General features: G+C 55.0%; 19 protein-coding genes and 2 tRNA genes. 9 read left to right on the top strand and 12 right to left on the bottom strand.

Annotated features, from left to right (window positions below; all coding sequences use genetic code 11):
- Positions 1-50: 50 nt before the first annotated feature.
- Positions 51-476 (bottom strand): hypothetical protein, encoded by a 426-nt coding sequence (locus ACLBWT_RS01590; protein ID WP_447661350.1) that lies wholly within the window; start codon positions 474-476, stop codon positions 51-53.
- A gap of 125 nt (positions 477-601) precedes the next feature.
- Between ACLBWT_RS01590 and ACLBWT_RS01595 the strand changes: the two genes are divergently transcribed.
- Positions 602-919: a hypothetical protein gene (locus ACLBWT_RS01595; protein ID WP_447661351.1), complete on the top strand. Its 318-nt coding sequence runs from the start codon at positions 602-604 to the stop codon at positions 917-919.
- An 825-nt stretch (positions 920-1,744) separates the two neighbouring features.
- Here the strand turns inward: ACLBWT_RS01595 and ACLBWT_RS01600 are convergent.
- Positions 1,745-1,817, bottom strand: a tRNA-Val gene (locus ACLBWT_RS01600).
- Positions 1,818-2,025: 208 nt separating this feature from the next.
- On the opposite strand from ACLBWT_RS01600, the gene ACLBWT_RS01605 reads away from it, so the two are divergent.
- The 3 genes from ACLBWT_RS01605 to ACLBWT_RS01615 all read left to right on the top strand — a co-directional run bounded on the left by ACLBWT_RS01605 (position 2,026) and on the right by ACLBWT_RS01615 (position 3,102).
- Positions 2,026-2,469, top strand: coding sequence for a VanZ family protein (locus ACLBWT_RS01605; protein ID WP_447661352.1), 444 nt, complete (start codon positions 2,026-2,028; stop codon positions 2,467-2,469).
- A gap of 156 nt (positions 2,470-2,625) precedes the next feature.
- Entirely contained in the window at positions 2,626-2,748 is a 123-nt protein-coding gene (locus tag ACLBWT_RS01610; protein WP_447661672.1) for an aspartyl-phosphate phosphatase Spo0E family protein, read from the top strand.
- A 120-nt stretch (positions 2,749-2,868) separates the two neighbouring features.
- The gene (locus ACLBWT_RS01615) at positions 2,869-3,102 is read left to right on the top strand and encodes a hypothetical protein (protein WP_076354981.1); all 234 of its coding nucleotides are present in this window, start codon (positions 2,869-2,871) and stop codon (positions 3,100-3,102) included.
- Between the two features lie 58 nt (positions 3,103-3,160).
- Here the strand turns inward: ACLBWT_RS01615 and pstA are convergent, their stop codons facing one another.
- From pstA to ACLBWT_RS01635, 4 genes are all read right to left on the bottom strand, one after another.
- On the bottom strand, positions 3,161-4,054 hold the full coding sequence (gene pstA / locus ACLBWT_RS01620) for a phosphate ABC transporter permease PstA (RefSeq protein WP_447661353.1): 894 nt from the start codon (positions 4,052-4,054) through the stop codon (positions 3,161-3,163).
- 1 nt (position 4,055) lies between these two features.
- Positions 4,056-4,988 (bottom strand): phosphate ABC transporter permease subunit PstC, encoded by a 933-nt coding sequence (gene pstC, locus ACLBWT_RS01625; RefSeq protein ID WP_049867633.1) that lies wholly within the window; start codon positions 4,986-4,988, stop codon positions 4,056-4,058.
- Positions 4,989-5,086: 98 nt separating this feature from the next.
- Positions 5,087-5,947, bottom strand: a complete 861-nt coding sequence (locus ACLBWT_RS01630; RefSeq protein ID WP_447661354.1) for a phosphate ABC transporter substrate-binding protein — start codon at positions 5,945-5,947, stop codon at positions 5,087-5,089.
- A 62-nt stretch (positions 5,948-6,009) separates the two neighbouring features.
- Complete coding sequence (locus ACLBWT_RS01635) at positions 6,010-7,380, bottom strand: hypothetical protein (RefSeq protein ID WP_447661355.1); 1,371 nt, start codon at positions 7,378-7,380, stop codon at positions 6,010-6,012.
- Positions 7,381-7,629: 249 nt separating this feature from the next.
- Here ACLBWT_RS01635 and ACLBWT_RS01640 point away from each other — a divergent pair, with 249 nt between their 5' ends.
- On the top strand, positions 7,630-7,968 hold the full coding sequence (locus tag ACLBWT_RS01640; RefSeq protein ID WP_447661356.1) for a L,D-transpeptidase: 339 nt from the start codon (positions 7,630-7,632) through the stop codon (positions 7,966-7,968).
- 240 nt (positions 7,969-8,208) lie between these two features.
- Positions 8,209-9,135 (top strand): S-layer homology domain-containing protein, encoded by a 927-nt coding sequence (locus ACLBWT_RS01645; protein ID WP_447661357.1) that lies wholly within the window; start codon positions 8,209-8,211, stop codon positions 9,133-9,135.
- Here ACLBWT_RS01645 and ACLBWT_RS01650 read toward each other — a convergent pair.
- Both ACLBWT_RS01650 and ACLBWT_RS01655 read right to left on the bottom strand, forming a co-directional pair.
- Entirely contained in the window at positions 9,098-9,913 is an 816-nt protein-coding gene (locus ACLBWT_RS01650; RefSeq protein ID WP_447661358.1) for a radical SAM protein, read from the bottom strand. The genes ACLBWT_RS01645 and ACLBWT_RS01650 overlap by 38 nt on opposite strands.
- Positions 9,903-10,688: a uracil-DNA glycosylase gene (locus tag ACLBWT_RS01655; RefSeq protein ID WP_447661359.1), complete on the bottom strand. Its 786-nt coding sequence runs from the start codon at positions 10,686-10,688 to the stop codon at positions 9,903-9,905. Before ACLBWT_RS01655 ends, ACLBWT_RS01650 begins: the two co-directional genes overlap by 11 nt.
- A gap of 111 nt (positions 10,689-10,799) precedes the next feature.
- Between ACLBWT_RS01655 and ACLBWT_RS01660 the strand changes: the two genes are divergently transcribed.
- Both ACLBWT_RS01660 and ACLBWT_RS01665 read left to right on the top strand, forming a co-directional pair.
- Positions 10,800-11,069 (top strand): hypothetical protein, encoded by a 270-nt coding sequence (locus ACLBWT_RS01660; RefSeq protein ID WP_447661360.1) that lies wholly within the window; start codon positions 10,800-10,802, stop codon positions 11,067-11,069.
- 181 nt (positions 11,070-11,250) lie between these two features.
- A complete protein-coding gene (locus tag ACLBWT_RS01665; protein WP_447661361.1) occupies positions 11,251-11,508 on the top strand; it encodes a hypothetical protein in 258 nt (85 codons plus the stop codon).
- Between the two features lie 80 nt (positions 11,509-11,588).
- Here ACLBWT_RS01665 and pdxR read toward each other — a convergent pair whose 3' ends face one another.
- Positions 11,589-13,019 carry a MocR-like pyridoxine biosynthesis transcription factor PdxR gene (pdxR, locus tag ACLBWT_RS01670; RefSeq protein WP_447661362.1) on the bottom strand — a complete coding sequence of 477 codons (1,431 nt, stop codon included), beginning with the start codon at positions 13,017-13,019 and terminating at the stop codon, positions 11,589-11,591.
- 113 nt (positions 13,020-13,132) lie between these two features.
- On the opposite strand from pdxR, the gene ACLBWT_RS01675 reads away from it, so the two are divergent.
- The gene (locus ACLBWT_RS01675; RefSeq protein ID WP_447661363.1) at positions 13,133-14,086 is read left to right on the top strand and encodes a DMT family transporter; all 954 of its coding nucleotides are present in this window, start codon (positions 13,133-13,135) and stop codon (positions 14,084-14,086) included.
- A 135-nt stretch (positions 14,087-14,221) separates the two neighbouring features.
- Here the strand turns inward: ACLBWT_RS01675 and ACLBWT_RS01680 are convergent, their stop codons facing one another.
- The 3 genes from ACLBWT_RS01680 to ACLBWT_RS01690 all read right to left on the bottom strand — a co-directional run bounded on the left by ACLBWT_RS01680 (position 14,222) and on the right by ACLBWT_RS01690 (position 16,092).
- The gene (locus ACLBWT_RS01680; RefSeq protein ID WP_447661673.1) at positions 14,222-14,458 is read right to left on the bottom strand and encodes a DUF2642 domain-containing protein; all 237 of its coding nucleotides are present in this window, start codon (positions 14,456-14,458) and stop codon (positions 14,222-14,224) included.
- A gap of 364 nt (positions 14,459-14,822) precedes the next feature.
- Positions 14,823-15,272: a hypothetical protein gene (locus ACLBWT_RS01685; protein ID WP_447661364.1), complete on the bottom strand. Its 450-nt coding sequence runs from the start codon at positions 15,270-15,272 to the stop codon at positions 14,823-14,825.
- A gap of 686 nt (positions 15,273-15,958) precedes the next feature.
- A tRNA-Leu gene (locus ACLBWT_RS01690) sits at positions 15,959-16,092 on the bottom strand.
- Between the last annotated feature and the right edge of the window lie 83 nt (positions 16,093-16,175).

Consider the following 16,175-nt stretch of genomic DNA (forward strand, 5'->3'; position numbering starts at 1 on the left):
GTCATCATTTCGAGTGCATACTTTCTTTAGTTATTAGCTTCTTCATAATTTTAAAGAATAGAGGGCCCTCTCCCAGGGTCCTCTTTGTGGTCGCCAAAGCAAAACTCGATGTAATCATCAATCAGCTGCCCGATCCGAAACTGCCCTTCATCCGCTATCATCGTAATCTCACCTGGATACGATCGGCATGTGTAGCTCACCACGATCATTCCCCGCCGCGGCACCACTTGCCTAATATGAATCCGCTCGTTTGAAAGCCTCCGACGCTCCTGCTGGAGCTCTTCATATACCCTCTGGGCAAACACCTCAAGCGTCATGCGGTAAGCCCGCTGCAGCACTCCCTTGTGCTCCAGGAGCTTTTGCCTGTTGTCCTCGATGACCGGCCGCATCAGCTGCAACGCAACTACACGTTTGATTTCCTCTTCTTCGTTTGGTTTCAGTTGGCCTTCCTCCGGCCACGGCTTTGCAGTCCCCATATGTAGTCACCTCATGGGGAAAGTATATTACGAACGTGCGTTCTTAATCCATGGTTTTTTTAGGAACTCACATAAGCTCTCTTCAGTGCCGATAAAATCTTTACCAACATCAAGGAGAATGGCCAATGTCCAAAGCATATGAAGAAGACGATGATGAATTTGATGATGAAGAATTCGACGACGAAAGAAAAGGATCGTCAATAAGCAAATGGGTTTTGCTCGCAATTCTCATAATCACCATGATAATTACAAAACCCGATGAGTCGAGCATTCTCAAATACATGCTAAACAATCCAAATTCTTCTGTCACCCATCATTTCATGAACGGAAAGCACGCCATATACTCAAACCTTCATATAGCCGGGCTTTACTCGTTTGAGAATCCAGATGGCAGCAAGGGAACAGTCATAGCTATGTTTAAGACTCTGTTTCTTTACTTTTAAAGCCCTTCGGGGCTTTTTCTTTACCCTCAGCCGAGCAGCCGATCTGCTCAGCAACTTGGTTAAGAGTGCGACAATTATTGACGCTCGTCGCTGGCGCCTGCGATCCGAGCCTTTGCCGACGCAGTCTCGGCTGTGTGGGGGTCATAGGCAGGTCCGGAGTGATAGCGAATAGGGATAGCGAATGAGCGGGAGCCCGGGCATGATCCGGGGCCAGCCGGCCGTAGCCAACAGCATCCTATATCCCGCATATAAGTGACCGCTGATTTGGAGGGCTCAGCGGCCGAAGCCTTTGTAAGCCGTCTACATAGAGTATACGGCATGTCGAGATTCGGGCAGCCAGGGGTCATAGGGCAAGCGCCTGCCTTCACATCGCTGCCGCTGTCCGAGTCTCATTTTGCGCGGCCATGGGCCATACTCCCATGGATTGCAGCTCCCTATTGCCCACTAGTTTTTTGGGAGGACTAGCACCTTTGCACCGGGAATGTAAAAAGCCGACCACTTGGGCCGGCTGGATCGGTAGAGCGTTCACGCTCCGTCGGTGTCTCTCTCGATATCTCACGGTATAAATGTACCACGGCAAAAGGCAAATCCGTTTATCATTATTTATCCGTTTTTTCTTCTTTTTTTCTACAGTATTTTTACGTAATTTCTACGGGCTCTTGTTTATCTGTAGTAATGAATTGGGGGCACCAGCCCGGCACCAATAATGGCACCATTGCGGAATAAAATGCGAGGGGCACCAAACGGGCACCAGACAAGCTATGAGCGCGGAAATACAAACCCGATAAAAAGGAAAAAACCCTTATATATCAAGGGTTTTGGCAATGATCTGTAGTGGGCTCGAACCACTGACCCCCACCCTGTCAAGATGGTGCTCTCCCAGCTGAGCTAACAGATCATGTGAAGTATTTTTCTTTTGTTTTCATACCTCGTCTCGAGGACAGTTATTAATATATCAAAACCCCAGATCCGAGTCAACACTTTTTCTAGATTTTTTTGTTTTTCTATTGGGGAGCGTTTACATCTTCCTTCGACCGAAACCAAAGCCTCTTCCGTGTCGTCAGCATTTACAATATGGAAATGGTTTCATAGGAGGCTTGTTCGATATGATTTCGAAACGTACAAAGGCGGCCGCTGTCCTGCTCTGGGCTCTCGTGCTGCTGGTCTTTACCTGCACCGAAAACCTCAACAACCTGCTCTTGCACAAGCAGCTCGTCTTTGTTTTCAATCCCGAGCCTAATTTTGCCGAATTTTTCAACTGGGCTGACGTTACCCGCATTCATCATGTCTGGGTCATCGTCAAGCTGGGCCATTTCATCGGTTTCGGAATTCTTGATCTGCTGGTTTTCAACTGGCTGCGCAATCGGCCCGTCTCGCTTCTGGTGTCCGTCTTATTCGCCCTAGCGACTGAAATCCTGCAGCTTTATCTGAACCGCGACGGACGCCTTTACGATGTACTCATTGATTCCTTTGGATCCCTGACAGCCGCCCTCGTCTTCCATTCTCTATTCCGTCTGCATCCGATTTCTGCACCTACAAAAAAACAATAGTGTTATTAAATCCATATTCTGTTTCAAAGCAATTAGATCGGTTAATATTGAATATCCGATATGTAAATTTTAGTTATAAATCTCTCGAGTAAGTTCGACAACTTATCGATCATTTAATGAATAGGAGAATGAACAATGTCGAATAAACATGAAATTATGAGAAATATCGAAATTTTGAGAGAAATTTTAAACAAATCCGCCACGGGAAAATCAGGATACAATCTGGAGCTTAGTCAGCGACTGGATGAATTGATCGTTTCGTACTACAGAGCCGGGTAAACATCCCCGTTATCGTCATATAGTTGAAATTTTATCAGCAGCAGGCAAAGAACTCTTCTATCTAGGCGCTATTTATGATACGATTTGTATCATTAATAGATCCTTTCTTAGGAGCTGCCCATGCTGCTGTTTCGTATGCTCACCACTCTTGCCCATTTTGAAGCGGCCCTAGCGGCCAAAGCTTCCGTCGCCGTATACCGAAGCGGCCGACTTCTGGAGCCCGGGGCTCCTCTGCAGCTGTTCAACGAGCATACCGTCAAGATCCGGGGGAACTATTATTTCCGGGACGAATGCCAGTTCGAAAGCTGCCAGCAGGTGCGGCCCGCTTCCTCGGAGGCCTCCGAAACAGGTTGAGCTCCCGGCCAACACAAATAACCGTCTCCGGTCGGAGACGGTTATTTGTCGTTTGAACTCAAGCCTGCTTCTTCCTGTCGACAAGCCACAGCGGAATTCTCAGCGCCATGTTGATGAGCAGCACTACGATGAGCAGGACGGCGGCAGACTTGCTTGCGATCTCGGCCGCATCCGGAACGATAGCCTCCGACTGCACATACCACAGATGCACGGCAAGAGTCGCTCCCGGAGACAAGGGATCGAAATCCCACATGATGCCGGAGGTCGATACGCCCGCCACGAGGACAATTACGGCGCTTTCGCCGAATGCCCTGCCGGCCGTCAGGCAAATGCCGGTCATGATGCCGTTCAGAGCGACCGGAAGGCATACCTTGAAGATCGTCTGGGTATGCGTCGCCCCGAGTGCGAGCGAGCCCTGCTTGTATTCCGGCGGAACGGAGCGCATCGCTTCTTCCGTCACCCTCGTCAGGAGCGGCAGATTGAGCAGCGCCAGGCTGATCGCTCCGCCAAGGATGGTCAGACCGATTTCCATTCCCTCGACGAACAGAGCGATGCCGAAAAGCCCGAAAATCAACGAAGGCACGGAGGCAAGTCCCTCCACGCAAATCCGCACGAATCCGATCAGTTTGTTGTCCGGAGCGAACTCGGCCAGATAGATGCCTGCCGCCAGCCCGAGCGGGATGGAGATAGCGAGCGACAAAATCAGAATATAGAAGGAGTTGAACAGCGCCGGTCCGATCCCGCCTCCGGCATCGATTTCGCTCGGCAGCCCGAAGATGAAGCTCCAGCTGAGGCCGGGCATGCCCTTTTCCAGGATCATCCCGATCAGAGCAAGCGTAAACAGCGTGCAGCCGATGCCGACCGCCCACACGAGAGCGGTGAACATCCGGTCCGATCTGCGCTTGCGCCTGACCTGCCTGCGGTCCGACATTCCAGTTGCGGCCATGCTCATCCTAATTCTCCCCTTTCTTCTGAAGCAGGCGCACGACCGCGATCATCAGCAGCGAGATCGCCAGCAGCAGGAAGCCCATCATGTAGAGGGCGTTGTTCCAGGTCGAATCGAAGGGCACGTTCGGCATCTGCATGACGATGTTGCTCGTCAGCACGGATGTCGGCTTCAACAGGCTGTCGGCCAGCTGCGGCGTGTTGCCGATGACCATGACGACGGCCATCGTCTCCCCGATGGCGCGGGCCATGCCAAGGATGCAGGCCTGGACGATGCCGCGGCTCGCAGCCGGCAGGATGACGCCGGTCACGGTCTGGAAGCGGGTCGCTCCCAGAGCGTACGAGCCTTGAATATATTTACGGGGAACGGTGCGGATCGCATCGTCGCTGATGCGGGTTATGGTCGGCAGGATCATGATGGCCAGCACCAGCGAGGCCGCCAGCACCCCGTCCCCGAGATTGCTGCCCGTCACGGTGCGCAGCGCCGGAATGAGCAGCGTAAGTCCCATGTATCCGTAGACGACGGATGGTATGCCGACGAGCAGATCCAGGATCGGACGGATTACCCGGGCCAGTCTGGACGGAGCGAGCTCGGCAAGGAACAATGCCGCCAGAATAGATATCGGCACCGCAATCGCTAGCGTTAGGGCGGTAACCATGAAGGTGCCCGCGATGAAGACGAGCGCTCCGTACTTGTCGTTCTCCGGTTCCCACTCAGCGGAAAGGAAAAACTCCCGCAAGGAGACGCTTTGGAAGGTCAGCACGCCAGTGCGGAACATGAAGAAGAGCATCGTCAGCAGAACGCCGCTTACGAGAACAGCAGCTGCCGCGCACAGAATGCGGAAGGAGCGATGGGCAAGCCGCAGACGCATCCGGCGGCCGATGCCTGCAGGCACTCCGCCGGATTGCTGCCGGGCGGGTGCGGAAATGGATTTGCTCATTGGAAGGGCCGGTCCTTTCTGGCCGTATAATGGATGCCCAAAAGCCGAGCTTCAGCTCGGCTCCGGACTTTGTTCAAGAATCGAAGAGAGGATGAATCTTATTTCATTGCCGTAAGCGGAATGAATTTAAGCTTTTTCAGCGAGCCGTTCTGGAACTTCGCGCTTTGGATATACTCGATGAAGGCTTTCGTTGCGCCTGTAGGCTGGCCTTTGGTCATGAAGTAGCCGTAGCTCCATACTTTGTAGCTTCCGTTGATGACGTTGTCGGTCGTAGGAGCGACGTTGTCGATTTTCAGAGCCGTCATTTTGTCCGTCACGTAGACAAGATCGATGTATCCGATGGAGTTAGGAGTCGTTTCGATGGCGGTTTTCATATCGCCGCTCGATTTGACTTCTTTGTAGTTGTCGCCTTTGGTGATGAAGTCCGTGCCTTGCAGAGCTTTCATCTGGAAGTTGACGCGCGTGCCGGAACCGAAGGCACGGTTGACGACGACGATGTCGGCATCCTTGCCGCCTACGTCTTTCCAGTTCTTCACTTTGCCGGAGAAGATGTCCTGCAGCTGCTTGGTCGTCAGGCCGCTTACGCCTGCGCTTTTGTTGGCGATCGCTGCGAAAGGAATGACCGCTACCTTGTTCGCTACTTGGCCGTCGAATTTGCTGAAGCCCGGCACGTTCGTGGAAGCGTCCCAGTCGCAGGCTCCGATGTCGGCGATGCCTTTGCGCACGGCTTGAGGACCCGTTACGGAGCCGGCAGCCGATGCGGAGATGCGCACCTTCGGATTCAGCTTCTTGAATTCATTGGACGCTTGAAGCGTCAGCGGAAGCAGGGCGGAAGAGCCGTTGACGACGATTTTTCCGCTCAGCTTGGAGGCTGCGGCCGTAGCCGCGCCGCCGCCTACCGCGCCCAGCAGAAGTGTTGCCGCGAGTGTAAGAGTCGTAAGTTTACCGTACCATTTCATTGTGTAAAATCTCCTCTCGAATTGGGGAATGTTCCGAATAAGGCCGTTTCAGACCGAAAGAATTATTTCGTCAGGGAAATCCATTTGCCGCCGCTCAGCACTTGCAGCTTGCCGTCCGCGATAAGAGCCGCCTTGCTGCCGTCTTTGGAAAGAGTCAGGTTGCTCGCGCCTTCCGGAGCGTCGGCGAGCTTGCTCACGCTGCCCGACTCCTCATTCAGCACATAGACAGAACGGTCTGTCAGGATGCCGACATAGGAACCGGCCTGCACGGCTTCCTGCACGTCTTCCTTGTCGAACGCGACGGCTTGCCCTGCTGCCGTGGCGGAAGCCAGCTTGGAATTCGAGCCTTCATCTCCAGCTTGCACATAGAAGACTTTGCCGGCGGCGGAACGCTGGATGAACAGCTTGCCGTCGTCGGACTTGGTCACTTGCACCGGCTTCGCATCGGTTTTGCCGAGGTCGAGATCGAACAGCTGCGGGTTCGTCTGGGAATCGTCGATAGCCACGTCATCAAGCTCGACCGCTTTGGCCGCGTCAGCCGTCACCGTGCCGGCTTTGACGACGGAGTAGGACAGGCCGCCAGCCGTTACGGACAGATCGCCTTTGTAATCGACTTTGTCGTCCAGCACTTTGCTGACGGCTCCCGTCGCCACGTCGGCTGCCGCGATGACATTCGTCTTGTCGCCTTGCAGGAAGTAGATCGTCTTGCCGTCAGCAGACCATTGGAGATTGCTTTTGATCGAAGTGTCCGTTCCGATCTTGGCCATGCGGAGGGTGTTCAGGTCGACCGTATGGAGCGTGCCGTCCGTTTCGGAGAAGGCGACATGTCCTCCGTCCGGGGATACGACGAGATCCGAAGCGCCGCTCGAGCTCAGCAGCTGGCTGTATGCGCCCGTGGCGGCATCGACCAAGTAGTCCGTGCGTCCGCTTTCGTCCGATACGGAGACGATCAGGCGGCCGTCGCCGGCCCATTGAGCCGTTTCCGCGCCTTCAAGCAGCTGCAGCGTCTGGATGCTGATGCCGCTGCCGTCGAGCAGCGAATAGCTTCCGCCGAGAGCTTGCACATACGATGCTCCGTCGACGTAGTTCGCTTGCTTCCACGACTGCACCACTTGCCCGAAAGCCGTTCCGTCTTCATTCAGAGGCTTGGAGCCGGCTTTGACCAGAACGGAATGCTCGCCCAGCGTGATGCGGATTCCTGCACCCTCTGGCATAATTTCCACTTCGGCGCCGAGCGCCTTGGCTGCGTCCGATACCGATACGAGCTGCTGGCCGTTCAGGACGAGCGTGCGGATTTCGGAGGATTGGCCGTTGACGGTCCAATGAAGCTTTCCCGTGCTTGGTTGCGATGCGGCAGCTTGAACGGCTCCTGCGGATGCTGTGCCGAGCACAGCGGTAAGTACGACTGCGGCTAACTTGGATCCCGTGGACATAGTTCGATGCTCACCCTTCTTCACGACGATTGTCGCCTGTAATGTATGACCGACGGCCCAGTCGGCTTGTTGTTCGGGCCTGTCACACCTCTGGCTGTTGAAGCCGTATGTATGACTAATGTCCTGTACAACCTCATCCTAACAAGGGATTGTTTAGGGAATATTTTGGCAATGTGGATCTATTGTAAAGAAAACTCCGTACAGAGACTTGCCGGAGCCGAATATACTGGTTCTAAAGGAGTGAATGTCATGGCAAGCTACCGCATCATCGTGGACCTGTCCGACCGCGCCTTGTATCTGCTCGACGGGGATACCGTCGTCCGCCAATACCCCATCGCCGTCGGCAAGGTGCTCACCTCCACTCCCGAGGGGGAATACCAGATCATCAATAAGCAGGAAAATCCCGGCGGTCCGTTCGGGGTGCTCTGGATGGGGCTGTCCCGGCCGCATTACGGCATCCACGGCACGAACGATCCCTCCTCCATCGGAAAAGCCGTGTCGCACGGCTGCATCCGGATGCACAATGAGGATGTGCTCGCCCTGTCCGCGATGGCGCCTGTAGGGACTCGCGTGACGATTCGTTCCTGAGCGGAAGATCGCAACATCCATTCTGATTTCTGCGTCTGTATGGGTGAGTGTGGGAATACTTCCCTTATGGAGGCGATGGAATTGAGAAGGCACCGCAAACCGACTTCGCCGGCTCAACCGGCGAATGCAGATTCCGTAAAAGATAGAGGCGATGCCCATGAAAACAGCCTGCGGATGTCAAAAAGGCCGCTTTTGATCGGCGGCCTTGCCTGTGCTTTGCTGATTGGATGCGTGCCTATTGTGTCGGCATTCACAGATATCGACCATGATCCCCATGCGGCGGCGATTCGGCAGTTGGAGCAATCCGGCGTTGTCGGAGGATCGGGCAGCGGGCAGTTCAAGCCGCAGGAGAAACTCAGCTACGCCGAAGGAGTGTCGCTCGTCGTCAAGGCTTTCGGATTCAATCTGGACAGGCTGCGTTTCATCCGCGAGCCGCTGGCCAGCCAGTATTTCCCCGGCATGAACGATAAGGCCTGGTACGCCTCTTCGTTTCTGGCCGCAGCCGCGAACGGCGTCCAGTTCCCCAAGGACATGAGTCCGGGAGCAACCGCAACGCGCGAGCAGTTCGCCGATCTGGTCGCCCAAGGCATCCATCATTCGGGCGACTACTCCTTCACCCAGCAAGCGGTTGTGTTCAAGGACGAGGGCGCCGTAGCTCAGCCTTACCGGGCAAGCGTGCAAATGCTTCTCAAGCTCGGCATCGCCAAGCTGGATGAAGGAGATGAATTCAAGCCGAAAACGGCCGTTACTCGAAGCGAGGCGGCCGCATGGATCAATGGAGGGGTGACTTTCGTGGACAAAATGAATGGAGACAATGGAAGCGTGCAGAACCCTGCTCCTTCGGTATCGCCGCTGCAGGAGGTGGCCTTGACGGCCAGCAAGCTCAGCGACAAGGTGCAGGAGGTGAAAGTCACGGCGCAGGCGCCCAATCCGGGTTACAGCCTCGTCATTACCGGCATTGAATTTTCCGGTTCCAAAGCCATCATCGCCGTGGAGGTCGTCCCGCCTAAGCCGGGGCAAATGAATCCGCAAGTCATTACCGAGGTATCGGCGGTTACGTACATCGGCTCCACCTATACGGCGGAGCTTCGGCGGACGCAAGATGAAGGCAGCATAGCGGCCCGTCCGTTCAAGGGAGGAATCCTTCCTGGGAAAAATGCGCGTTGACGCCGGGATATCGGCTTAGCAGCTCGTCATAGAACCGGTCCGCGGCGGCCGGCGCATAATCGGATTCCAGCCCCAGGCTGCGGTACAGCTCCCGCATGCCGAGCTGCTCCGAGCGCCGGCCGCCGCTGCCGTCCCCGCGGTGGAAATCGTCGACGACGATTCTCGCGCCGGATTCGGCCAGCCTGCGCCCGAAATCGGACGTGTGCGGCAGCAGCGGAGACACGGCCGCCTGTACGGGCACGCCGGCTTCCCGCAGGCCATGCAGCGCCTTCCACCTCGCGGCAAGCGGCGGAGCCGAGGGAGAGAAGCGCCGCCGCATCGCCTCGTCATCCGTTTCGATCGTCAGGCTGACTCGGATCCCATCGCCGAATTCGGCGAACAGAGCGGCATCCCTCGTCACAAGAGGGCTCCGGGTCTGCAGCAGCAAGAACCCGGGCGGCCGCTCAAGCATCAGCTCAAGCAGCCGCCTGGTGAGCTTGTACTCGGCCTCTGCAGGCTGATAGGGATCTGTCGCCGAGGCGAAAAAGACGCTGACCGCTCCCTTGGCGGACTCTCTTGCCCACTCCCGGCGGAATGCCGCTTCGTCCAGCTGCTTGACGTCGACCCAGCTGCCCCACGGCTCGCCGCGGAACAGCCCGACCGGCATGCGGCGGACGTAACAGTAGCTGCATGCGAAGCTGCAGCCGCTGTACGGATTCAAGGTATGGCTGTAGCCGGCGAGGTAACCGCCTGCGGGATTAAGCCAGCGCGAGGGCTTGCGCCCCTGACTAACGGCCATCCTGCGCTCCCCCCCGCGTTGAGGCCTCTGCCTTCCGCTCCGATCCGGAGGCGCCAAGCGTTGCCGAAGGCATCCCGTCGCCGAGATCGACAGAATCCAGGGAAGATGTCCGGCACCAGTCGATCGGCGTCATGCCGTTTTGAAGCAGGAAGTCGTTCGCCCTCGAGAAAGGCCGGCTGCCCAGGAACCCCCTGTGCGCCGAAAACGGGCTCGGATGCGGAGAAGCGATCAGCAGATGCCGGCTTCTGTCAAGGAAGGAAGCTTTCTCCTGGGCATGCTTGCCCCACAGCATGAAGACGGCCGGACGCTCCCTCTCTCCGATCAGGCGGACGATGCGGTCGGTGAACCTTTCCCATCCGAGCCCCTGATGCGAGGCGGCTTGTCCGCGCCGGACGGTCAATACGTTGTTCAGCAGCAGCACTCCCTGGCTCGCCCAGCCCCGAAGATCGCCGGATTCCGGCACGGGACAGCCGACATCCTCCTGCAGCTCCTTGTAGATGTTTTTCAAGGAAGGCGGAATGCGGACGCCCGGCTGGACCGAGAAGCTCAGGCCGTGAGCCTGTCCTGGACCATGATAGGGGTCCTGGCCAAGAATCACCACCTTGACCTCCTCCAAGGAGGTATAATGAAGCGAATTGAAAATATCGTGCTGGTCCGGGTACACGGTCTCCGAACGGTATTCTTCTGCCAGCTTGCTGCGCAGCTCCTTATAATAGGGAAGAGACATCTCATCCTGCAGCAGTCCGTCCCAATCGTTGCTGAAATATGCGGCCATGCCAGCCCCTCCTCCATGACGGGATCGACCCGCTGTAATTTGACAATGATAGCTGTAGAAAGTAAGATAAATCAAGCGTATATATGAAAGAAAGAAGCAGGTGATTGTACCTTGAGTTACCGTCCGATCGTTACCGGCAGCAAGCTTGCGGAGCGCAATGACTCCACCGGTCTCTACCAGGTTGTCGTGAAGCTCAAAGACGGGGGCGAATGCCGTCTGTTCTACAGTCCGCTTGGAACCAAAATCAACCGTCTGCAAACGACGCCTTGTCCGGTATGCCGCAGGGATTACTACTGCAACTGCATGGACAGCTTCGTCGAAGAAATCTCCAGCCAAGTCGACCTGGAAGAACTCAAAGCCGCACAGCCGGCATCCAAGTAAAGAGCCCCTCGGTGGCTCTTTTTTCTTTCTCTTTTTTCTCAATCCCTTTCCGAAAAAGCGGCATGGACACCTTACCCCGATGGCGGTTCTTTGAAAACATCGTTTCCATTTTCGGGAAATGGTTTAATTCAATTAAAAACTTGCCGATATAGGAAGAAAGGGAACGAAAGGAGAGCGGAAAATGCGCGCGATGATGGTTGCGGGCTGGATCGTGGCTCCATTTCTCATGTTGCCGGCACTATGGAATAAGCTTCCCAGGGCGGCAAAAGCTTGGGGCGGCCTTTGGACGGCCGTGCTTCTAGCTGTTCTCGCCGCCACTCTCTTATCTGCCTCTTCCGGAGGCAATCCGGCTCAGAAAGTGCAGGCCAAGGCCATACGCGCCCAAGCGGAGCAAGCCGAGCCCAGCAGCGCCGTTCCGGTGAAGGACGGCAGCAAATGATTGTGGAGCCCGTGATCGTCTTCCTCCGCGGAAAACGACCATGGGCTTTTTTCAACTGGAAGCCATATTGAAATCCTCGCCTACCCGCTCATCCACCGAGCCAGAAAAGCATGCAAGGAACGTACTTGCTCCTCGATCCGAGCCGGATCCAAATGTCCGTACCCGAGCAGCAGCTTGTTCCGGAAGCCGTTATCTCCATCCTCCCAGGCATGGCAATAATCGATCAAAGGATACGCCCGCACGCCTGCCTCCAGGCTCTCCGCCGCAAACGTCTTCCCGCATTCCAATCCCGCAACCTCCAGAACGAGATGCAGGCCCGAGGCGTCGCCCTGACAGCTTGCGCCGCTGCCGAAAACCTTATCAATCGCGCTCAAGAGAAGACTGCGCTTCTCCCCGTACTCCCGCCGCATCAGACGCATATGCTTGTCCATCCTTCTGCTGCGCAGGAACTCGGCCAGCGCGGCTTGTTCGAGCATCGGATTCTGGACGCCGGCGAAGGTGCGCCTCCTGCTCCACTCCTCGTGAAGAGGCTCCGGCAGGATGACGAAGCCGATCCGCAGGGCAGGAAACAGCGTTTTGCTGAATGTGCCCGCATAGATCGTCCTGGAGCTATCCATGGAATAGATCGGGCTCACAGGAGCTCCCGAATAACGGAACTCGCTGTCGTAGTCGTCTTCGATGATGTAGAAGCCATGCTCCTCGGCCATCCGGATCAAAACCGCTCTGCGGCTTGCCGGCAGGATGCCTCCCAGCGGAAACTGATGCGACGGGGTCACGCAGACCGCCGATACCAACCGTCCATTCAGAGAGTCGACATCCGCTCCCGCCCCGTCCGCCTTCAGCCAGCGGCAAGGATATCCCTTATCCGCAATGATCGTCGAGGTCGATGGATGGGACGGATTCTCCACGACGAAGCTGCAGCCGTCCTTATGAAGCAGATCCGCCAGAATATGAAGCGCTTGAGTCGTTCCCGCCGTGATGAAAACATGACGGGGATCCACCTTCACTCCCCTGCTGCGGAGCATCCAGGCGGCAATCTCCGCACAGAGCGGCTCATGCCCCTTAGGCCCGCTGTAGCCGAGCAGCTCCGGTGTCATGCCTTCGGCGGCCTGCCGGAGCAGCTGATTCCACGCCGTCCAAGGAAATCGGGACAGATCCGGCTGGCCGGTTTTGAAGTCGGCCTGGAGAGGCGGGACTATAGGCCTGATTCTGCCGCCCTCAGCCTGCCGCTCGCCGGATGAAGGATCGGCGGCGGCCGGGCTCAGCCGCAGCCCGGCCGCCACTCGCGTGGCAGCTCCGGGACGGCTCACGACGAAGCCTTCGGTCAGAAGCATATCATACCCTTCCGTTACGGTATTGCGGGAAACCCCGAGCTGCCTCGCCATTTCCCTCGTCGAGGGCAGCTCCTCCCCCTGCGCGATTTCTCCCTTCAGAATTCGATCCTTCAACTCCGAAAAAAGCTGCCTGGACATCGCCATCTCCTGACCCGGCAGCAGCTCGATCCCCCACATCGATATTCGCCTCCAACTGGATCTCTATCATTGCCTCTGAACCGGATCTTCCATAAGTCCAGTTTACTCTTATACTTGATTTCATGGCAATCGACAGGAAAGGATCGTGGAGTGTGAGCATTCATACCGGTAAAATGTACTTGTTTTTCGCTTTTGCCTTGGCAGGCACGTCGGTCGTCACCGCCCGGCTGCTGTCGGCTTCGCTCGGCATGTTCACCATTTCCTCGGTGAGCCTGGCCATTTTGCTCGCGGGATTGATTCCTTTTTATGCCCGGCCGGCTGTCAAGGTGATTCAATCCATGCACAAGCAAGATTGGAAGGCGGTCTGGCTCCAGGCGGTTTTCGGCATTTTCGGGTTTCGTACATTCCTGCTGCTCGGCCTGGCGATGACGAGCGCCGGCGAAGCAGGGATTTTGACCGGCGCCGCTCCGGCTCTGACCGCATGCCTCGCTTATTTCGTCCTCCGGGAACCGCTGACGGCCAAGACCGGACTTGGAGTCGGCTGCACCGCGGCAGGAATCGCGCTGCTGCAGGGCATGAGCTTGGGACGCAACGGCTTCCTGCTGGAGCATTTGGCCGGCAACCTGCTCATCCTCTGCGCCGTCGCCTGCGAGGCCATCTTCAATGTGCTGTCCCGCAAATCCCGTTCGAATGATGGCTCGCCCGGAGCGACGGTAGACGTCCATCCCATGGTTCAGACGATGCTGGTGGGCGCCGCCGCGCTGACCTTGTGCGCGGTCCCCGCCATGCTGGAGCATCCGGTGCGGTCGCTTGGAACCGTCGGACTTCGGGAATGGCTGGCGCTCGCATGGTATGGACTGGCCATAACCGCCTTGTCCTACGGCTGCTTCTATGCGGGCATCAAGCGCTGCGACGCGTACACCACTGCCGCTTTTGCCGGCTGGATGCCTCTGACCTCCCTGTTCCTGTCCATGCTTCTATTGGGCGAGAAGCCGCCGCTCGTCCAATGGCTGGGCGGAGCGCTCGTCATCGGAGGCATGCTGCTGATCGGGAGCAGGGCTGCTCGAGCCGCGGACAGCAAGGAACCGATTGTCCAGAAGCTGTAGTAAAAGCAGGCCGGCGTGAATCCTCCGGCCTGCTTCAGTTGTTTGCGCTCGTATAGGCATGCTTGGCGGATCGGCGCCAGCTCGGGGAGGCGCCAGTCTACACCTCGACGTATCGGACCGTCTTCGCGGCGGACGTTACTCCGGCATGATCCAGACGATTTCGGCAATCCGGACGAAGGCCATTTTTTCGTGGAGCTGCAGGATGACATGATCGGGCTTGACGGCTGCGACCGTTCCTTCAATCCTTCCCCTAGTCGTCTCCAGAATGACGCATTTCCCTTTGATGGACATAAGCGTTTCCACGACATATGGATTCACCGGAAATACTGTGTACATAGGGTTTGTGGCTTGAGGGGAAACCTGCTGAGGCATTTGATAATACACACTCTTCACTCCCATTAGGTTGATACGGCAGTATATGCAGCAGCCTAGCGGAGGTTAACGATTCCTTGGGATTACGGAAACAGTCGCAAGCGATCCCTTACAGCCATTGTCTCATTCCCAGGCGAACTCGCCGACAGCCTTTTTCGTCAGGCGACAAAAACAAAAAACTCCTCTCGAAAGGGAGAGGAGTCATGAACGAGTTCCGTTCTTCGGATCTGATGTGCAGGATCCGAAGCACTATGGCAGTTCGTATAGGCAGCCGAATCATGGATAAAACAATGATCTTGGCAAGGTTTCATCAAGAAGTGCCGAGGACGGGGATCGAACCATTAACTTTTATTAAACAGGTAATTTAAGGTTTCGTACCCAAATCGTTAATTTCAAACTCGATCTTTTTATAGATTTCATCATCAGATCCATATGAGGATATATGTACGAATAGTATGTTATCCTTTGCTATGGTTTTTAGATCCGTCGCTGTATTAGTTTTAAAATCCAAGTTCTTGAGACCCTTTTCAAGTTGTTCATGAGAAGAAAAAACATATACCAAAATACTATTTTTATTTCCATTAAACTTAATATCATACAAGTAAGGAATTGTGTTATTGACTTTGTCCGATTCCTGTTTCCCTTTTGGATCTAGTTCAATTCCCTGAGATTTTAACACTTGTTGAATCGTATTAATTGTCCATACATTATTAGGTTGATTAAGATTTTTTCTTTCTACTTCAGCTTTTTCTTTTGAGCAACCTCCAAGAATAGCCAACAAAAAAACAGATAGAATTAAAAATACTTTTTTCATTTTCCCCCCTCCTTGAGTATACGAATAGAAACGCAACCATTATTAATATAGTTGCATTTATTCATAACCAACTTTAGAGAACATAATTCCACTTTCTCTATTCTGGAGACACTTCAGGCGATGCTTCTGCATTTCGGAAAGTGCTGCAGCCGTAAAACTCGTCCTTAGACCCTTTCGTAGCGAATGGCAGCAAAAATTCGCCGAGGCAAGCTTGATGAGGACCACGTATTATGGGCTAAAAGCGACAGGCATGTTGCGAGGCGGGAATCGTAATTTCGTATTCCATGCCGGGCTAAGAGAACCATTTTACCATACCGTCCCTTCTCAGCAATGGAAAGCTTGGTGCAAGAAGAACGGGTTCCGTGATGTCTCGTTACACGGCCTAAGACACACGAACGCGACTTTACTTGTTGGCCCAGGGGGCATCAATTAAAGAGATCCAACATCAACTGCGCCACTCGACCCCACAAATTACGACACAAAATTATACGCATATAACCAAGCAGTTGTGTCAACGAACGGCCTGAAATTGGGATGCATTCGCCTCCAAACCAGAAACTCGCCCCCAATCAAGTCCCCAAAGACAAAAACGGAATCCAATCCTCGTATACTGTTGACGAACTTCAAATTCCTCGTAAAAAACAAAAACCCCTTATATATCAAGGGATTCAAGTTCAAATCTATTATGCCGAGGACGGGGATTGAACCCGTATGGGGTAGTTACCTACCGCAGGATTTTAAGTCCTGTGCTAACTTTAATAACAAGAACTCGTTGATATGACTGGACTTTTAACTTGCTGTCTTAATTAGCCACACAGGCCCAACCCAAACTAAAGTTCATTTTCAATCAGGTAATCCTGTGAGGCTAATTTATATCCCACTCATATTCAAGACAAAAAGAGC

Source organism: Paenibacillus sp. D51F (assembly GCF_053345695.1).

Coding starts and splice junctions, on each gene's coding strand:
- ACLBWT_RS01655 (WP_447661359.1), bottom strand. CDS start 10,688: ATGGCCGCATATTTCAGCAACGATTGGGACGGACTGCTGCAGGATGAG.
- ACLBWT_RS01590 (WP_447661350.1), bottom strand. CDS start 476: ATGGGGACTGCAAAGCCGTGGCCGGAGGAAGGCCAACTGAAACCAAAC.
- ACLBWT_RS01615 (WP_076354981.1), top strand. CDS start 2,869: ATGCTGCTGTTTCGTATGCTCACCACTCTTGCCCATTTTGAAGCGGCC.
- ACLBWT_RS01610 (WP_447661672.1), top strand. CDS start 2,626: ATGAGAAATATCGAAATTTTGAGAGAAATTTTAAACAAATCCGCCACG.
- ACLBWT_RS01595 (WP_447661351.1), top strand. CDS start 602: ATGTCCAAAGCATATGAAGAAGACGATGATGAATTTGATGATGAAGAA.
- ACLBWT_RS01665 (WP_447661361.1), top strand. CDS start 11,251: ATGCGCGCGATGATGGTTGCGGGCTGGATCGTGGCTCCATTTCTCATG.
- ACLBWT_RS01680 (WP_447661673.1), bottom strand. CDS start 14,458: ATGCCTCAGCAGGTTTCCCCTCAAGCCACAAACCCTATGTACACAGTA.
- ACLBWT_RS01650 (WP_447661358.1), bottom strand. CDS start 9,913: ATGGCCGTTAGTCAGGGGCGCAAGCCCTCGCGCTGGCTTAATCCCGCA.
- pdxR (WP_447661362.1), bottom strand. CDS start 13,019: ATGTGGGGGATCGAGCTGCTGCCGGGTCAGGAGATGGCGATGTCCAGG.
- ACLBWT_RS01640 (WP_447661356.1), top strand. CDS start 7,630: ATGGCAAGCTACCGCATCATCGTGGACCTGTCCGACCGCGCCTTGTAT.
- ACLBWT_RS01635 (WP_447661355.1), bottom strand. CDS start 7,380: ATGTCCACGGGATCCAAGTTAGCCGCAGTCGTACTTACCGCTGTGCTC.
- pstC (WP_049867633.1), bottom strand. CDS start 4,988: ATGAGCAAATCCATTTCCGCACCCGCCCGGCAGCAATCCGGCGGAGTG.
- ACLBWT_RS01685 (WP_447661364.1), bottom strand. CDS start 15,272: ATGAAAAAAGTATTTTTAATTCTATCTGTTTTTTTGTTGGCTATTCTT.
- ACLBWT_RS01605 (WP_447661352.1), top strand. CDS start 2,026: ATGATTTCGAAACGTACAAAGGCGGCCGCTGTCCTGCTCTGGGCTCTC.
- ACLBWT_RS01630 (WP_447661354.1), bottom strand. CDS start 5,947: ATGAAATGGTACGGTAAACTTACGACTCTTACACTCGCGGCAACACTT.
- pstA (WP_447661353.1), bottom strand. CDS start 4,054: ATGAGCATGGCCGCAACTGGAATGTCGGACCGCAGGCAGGTCAGGCGC.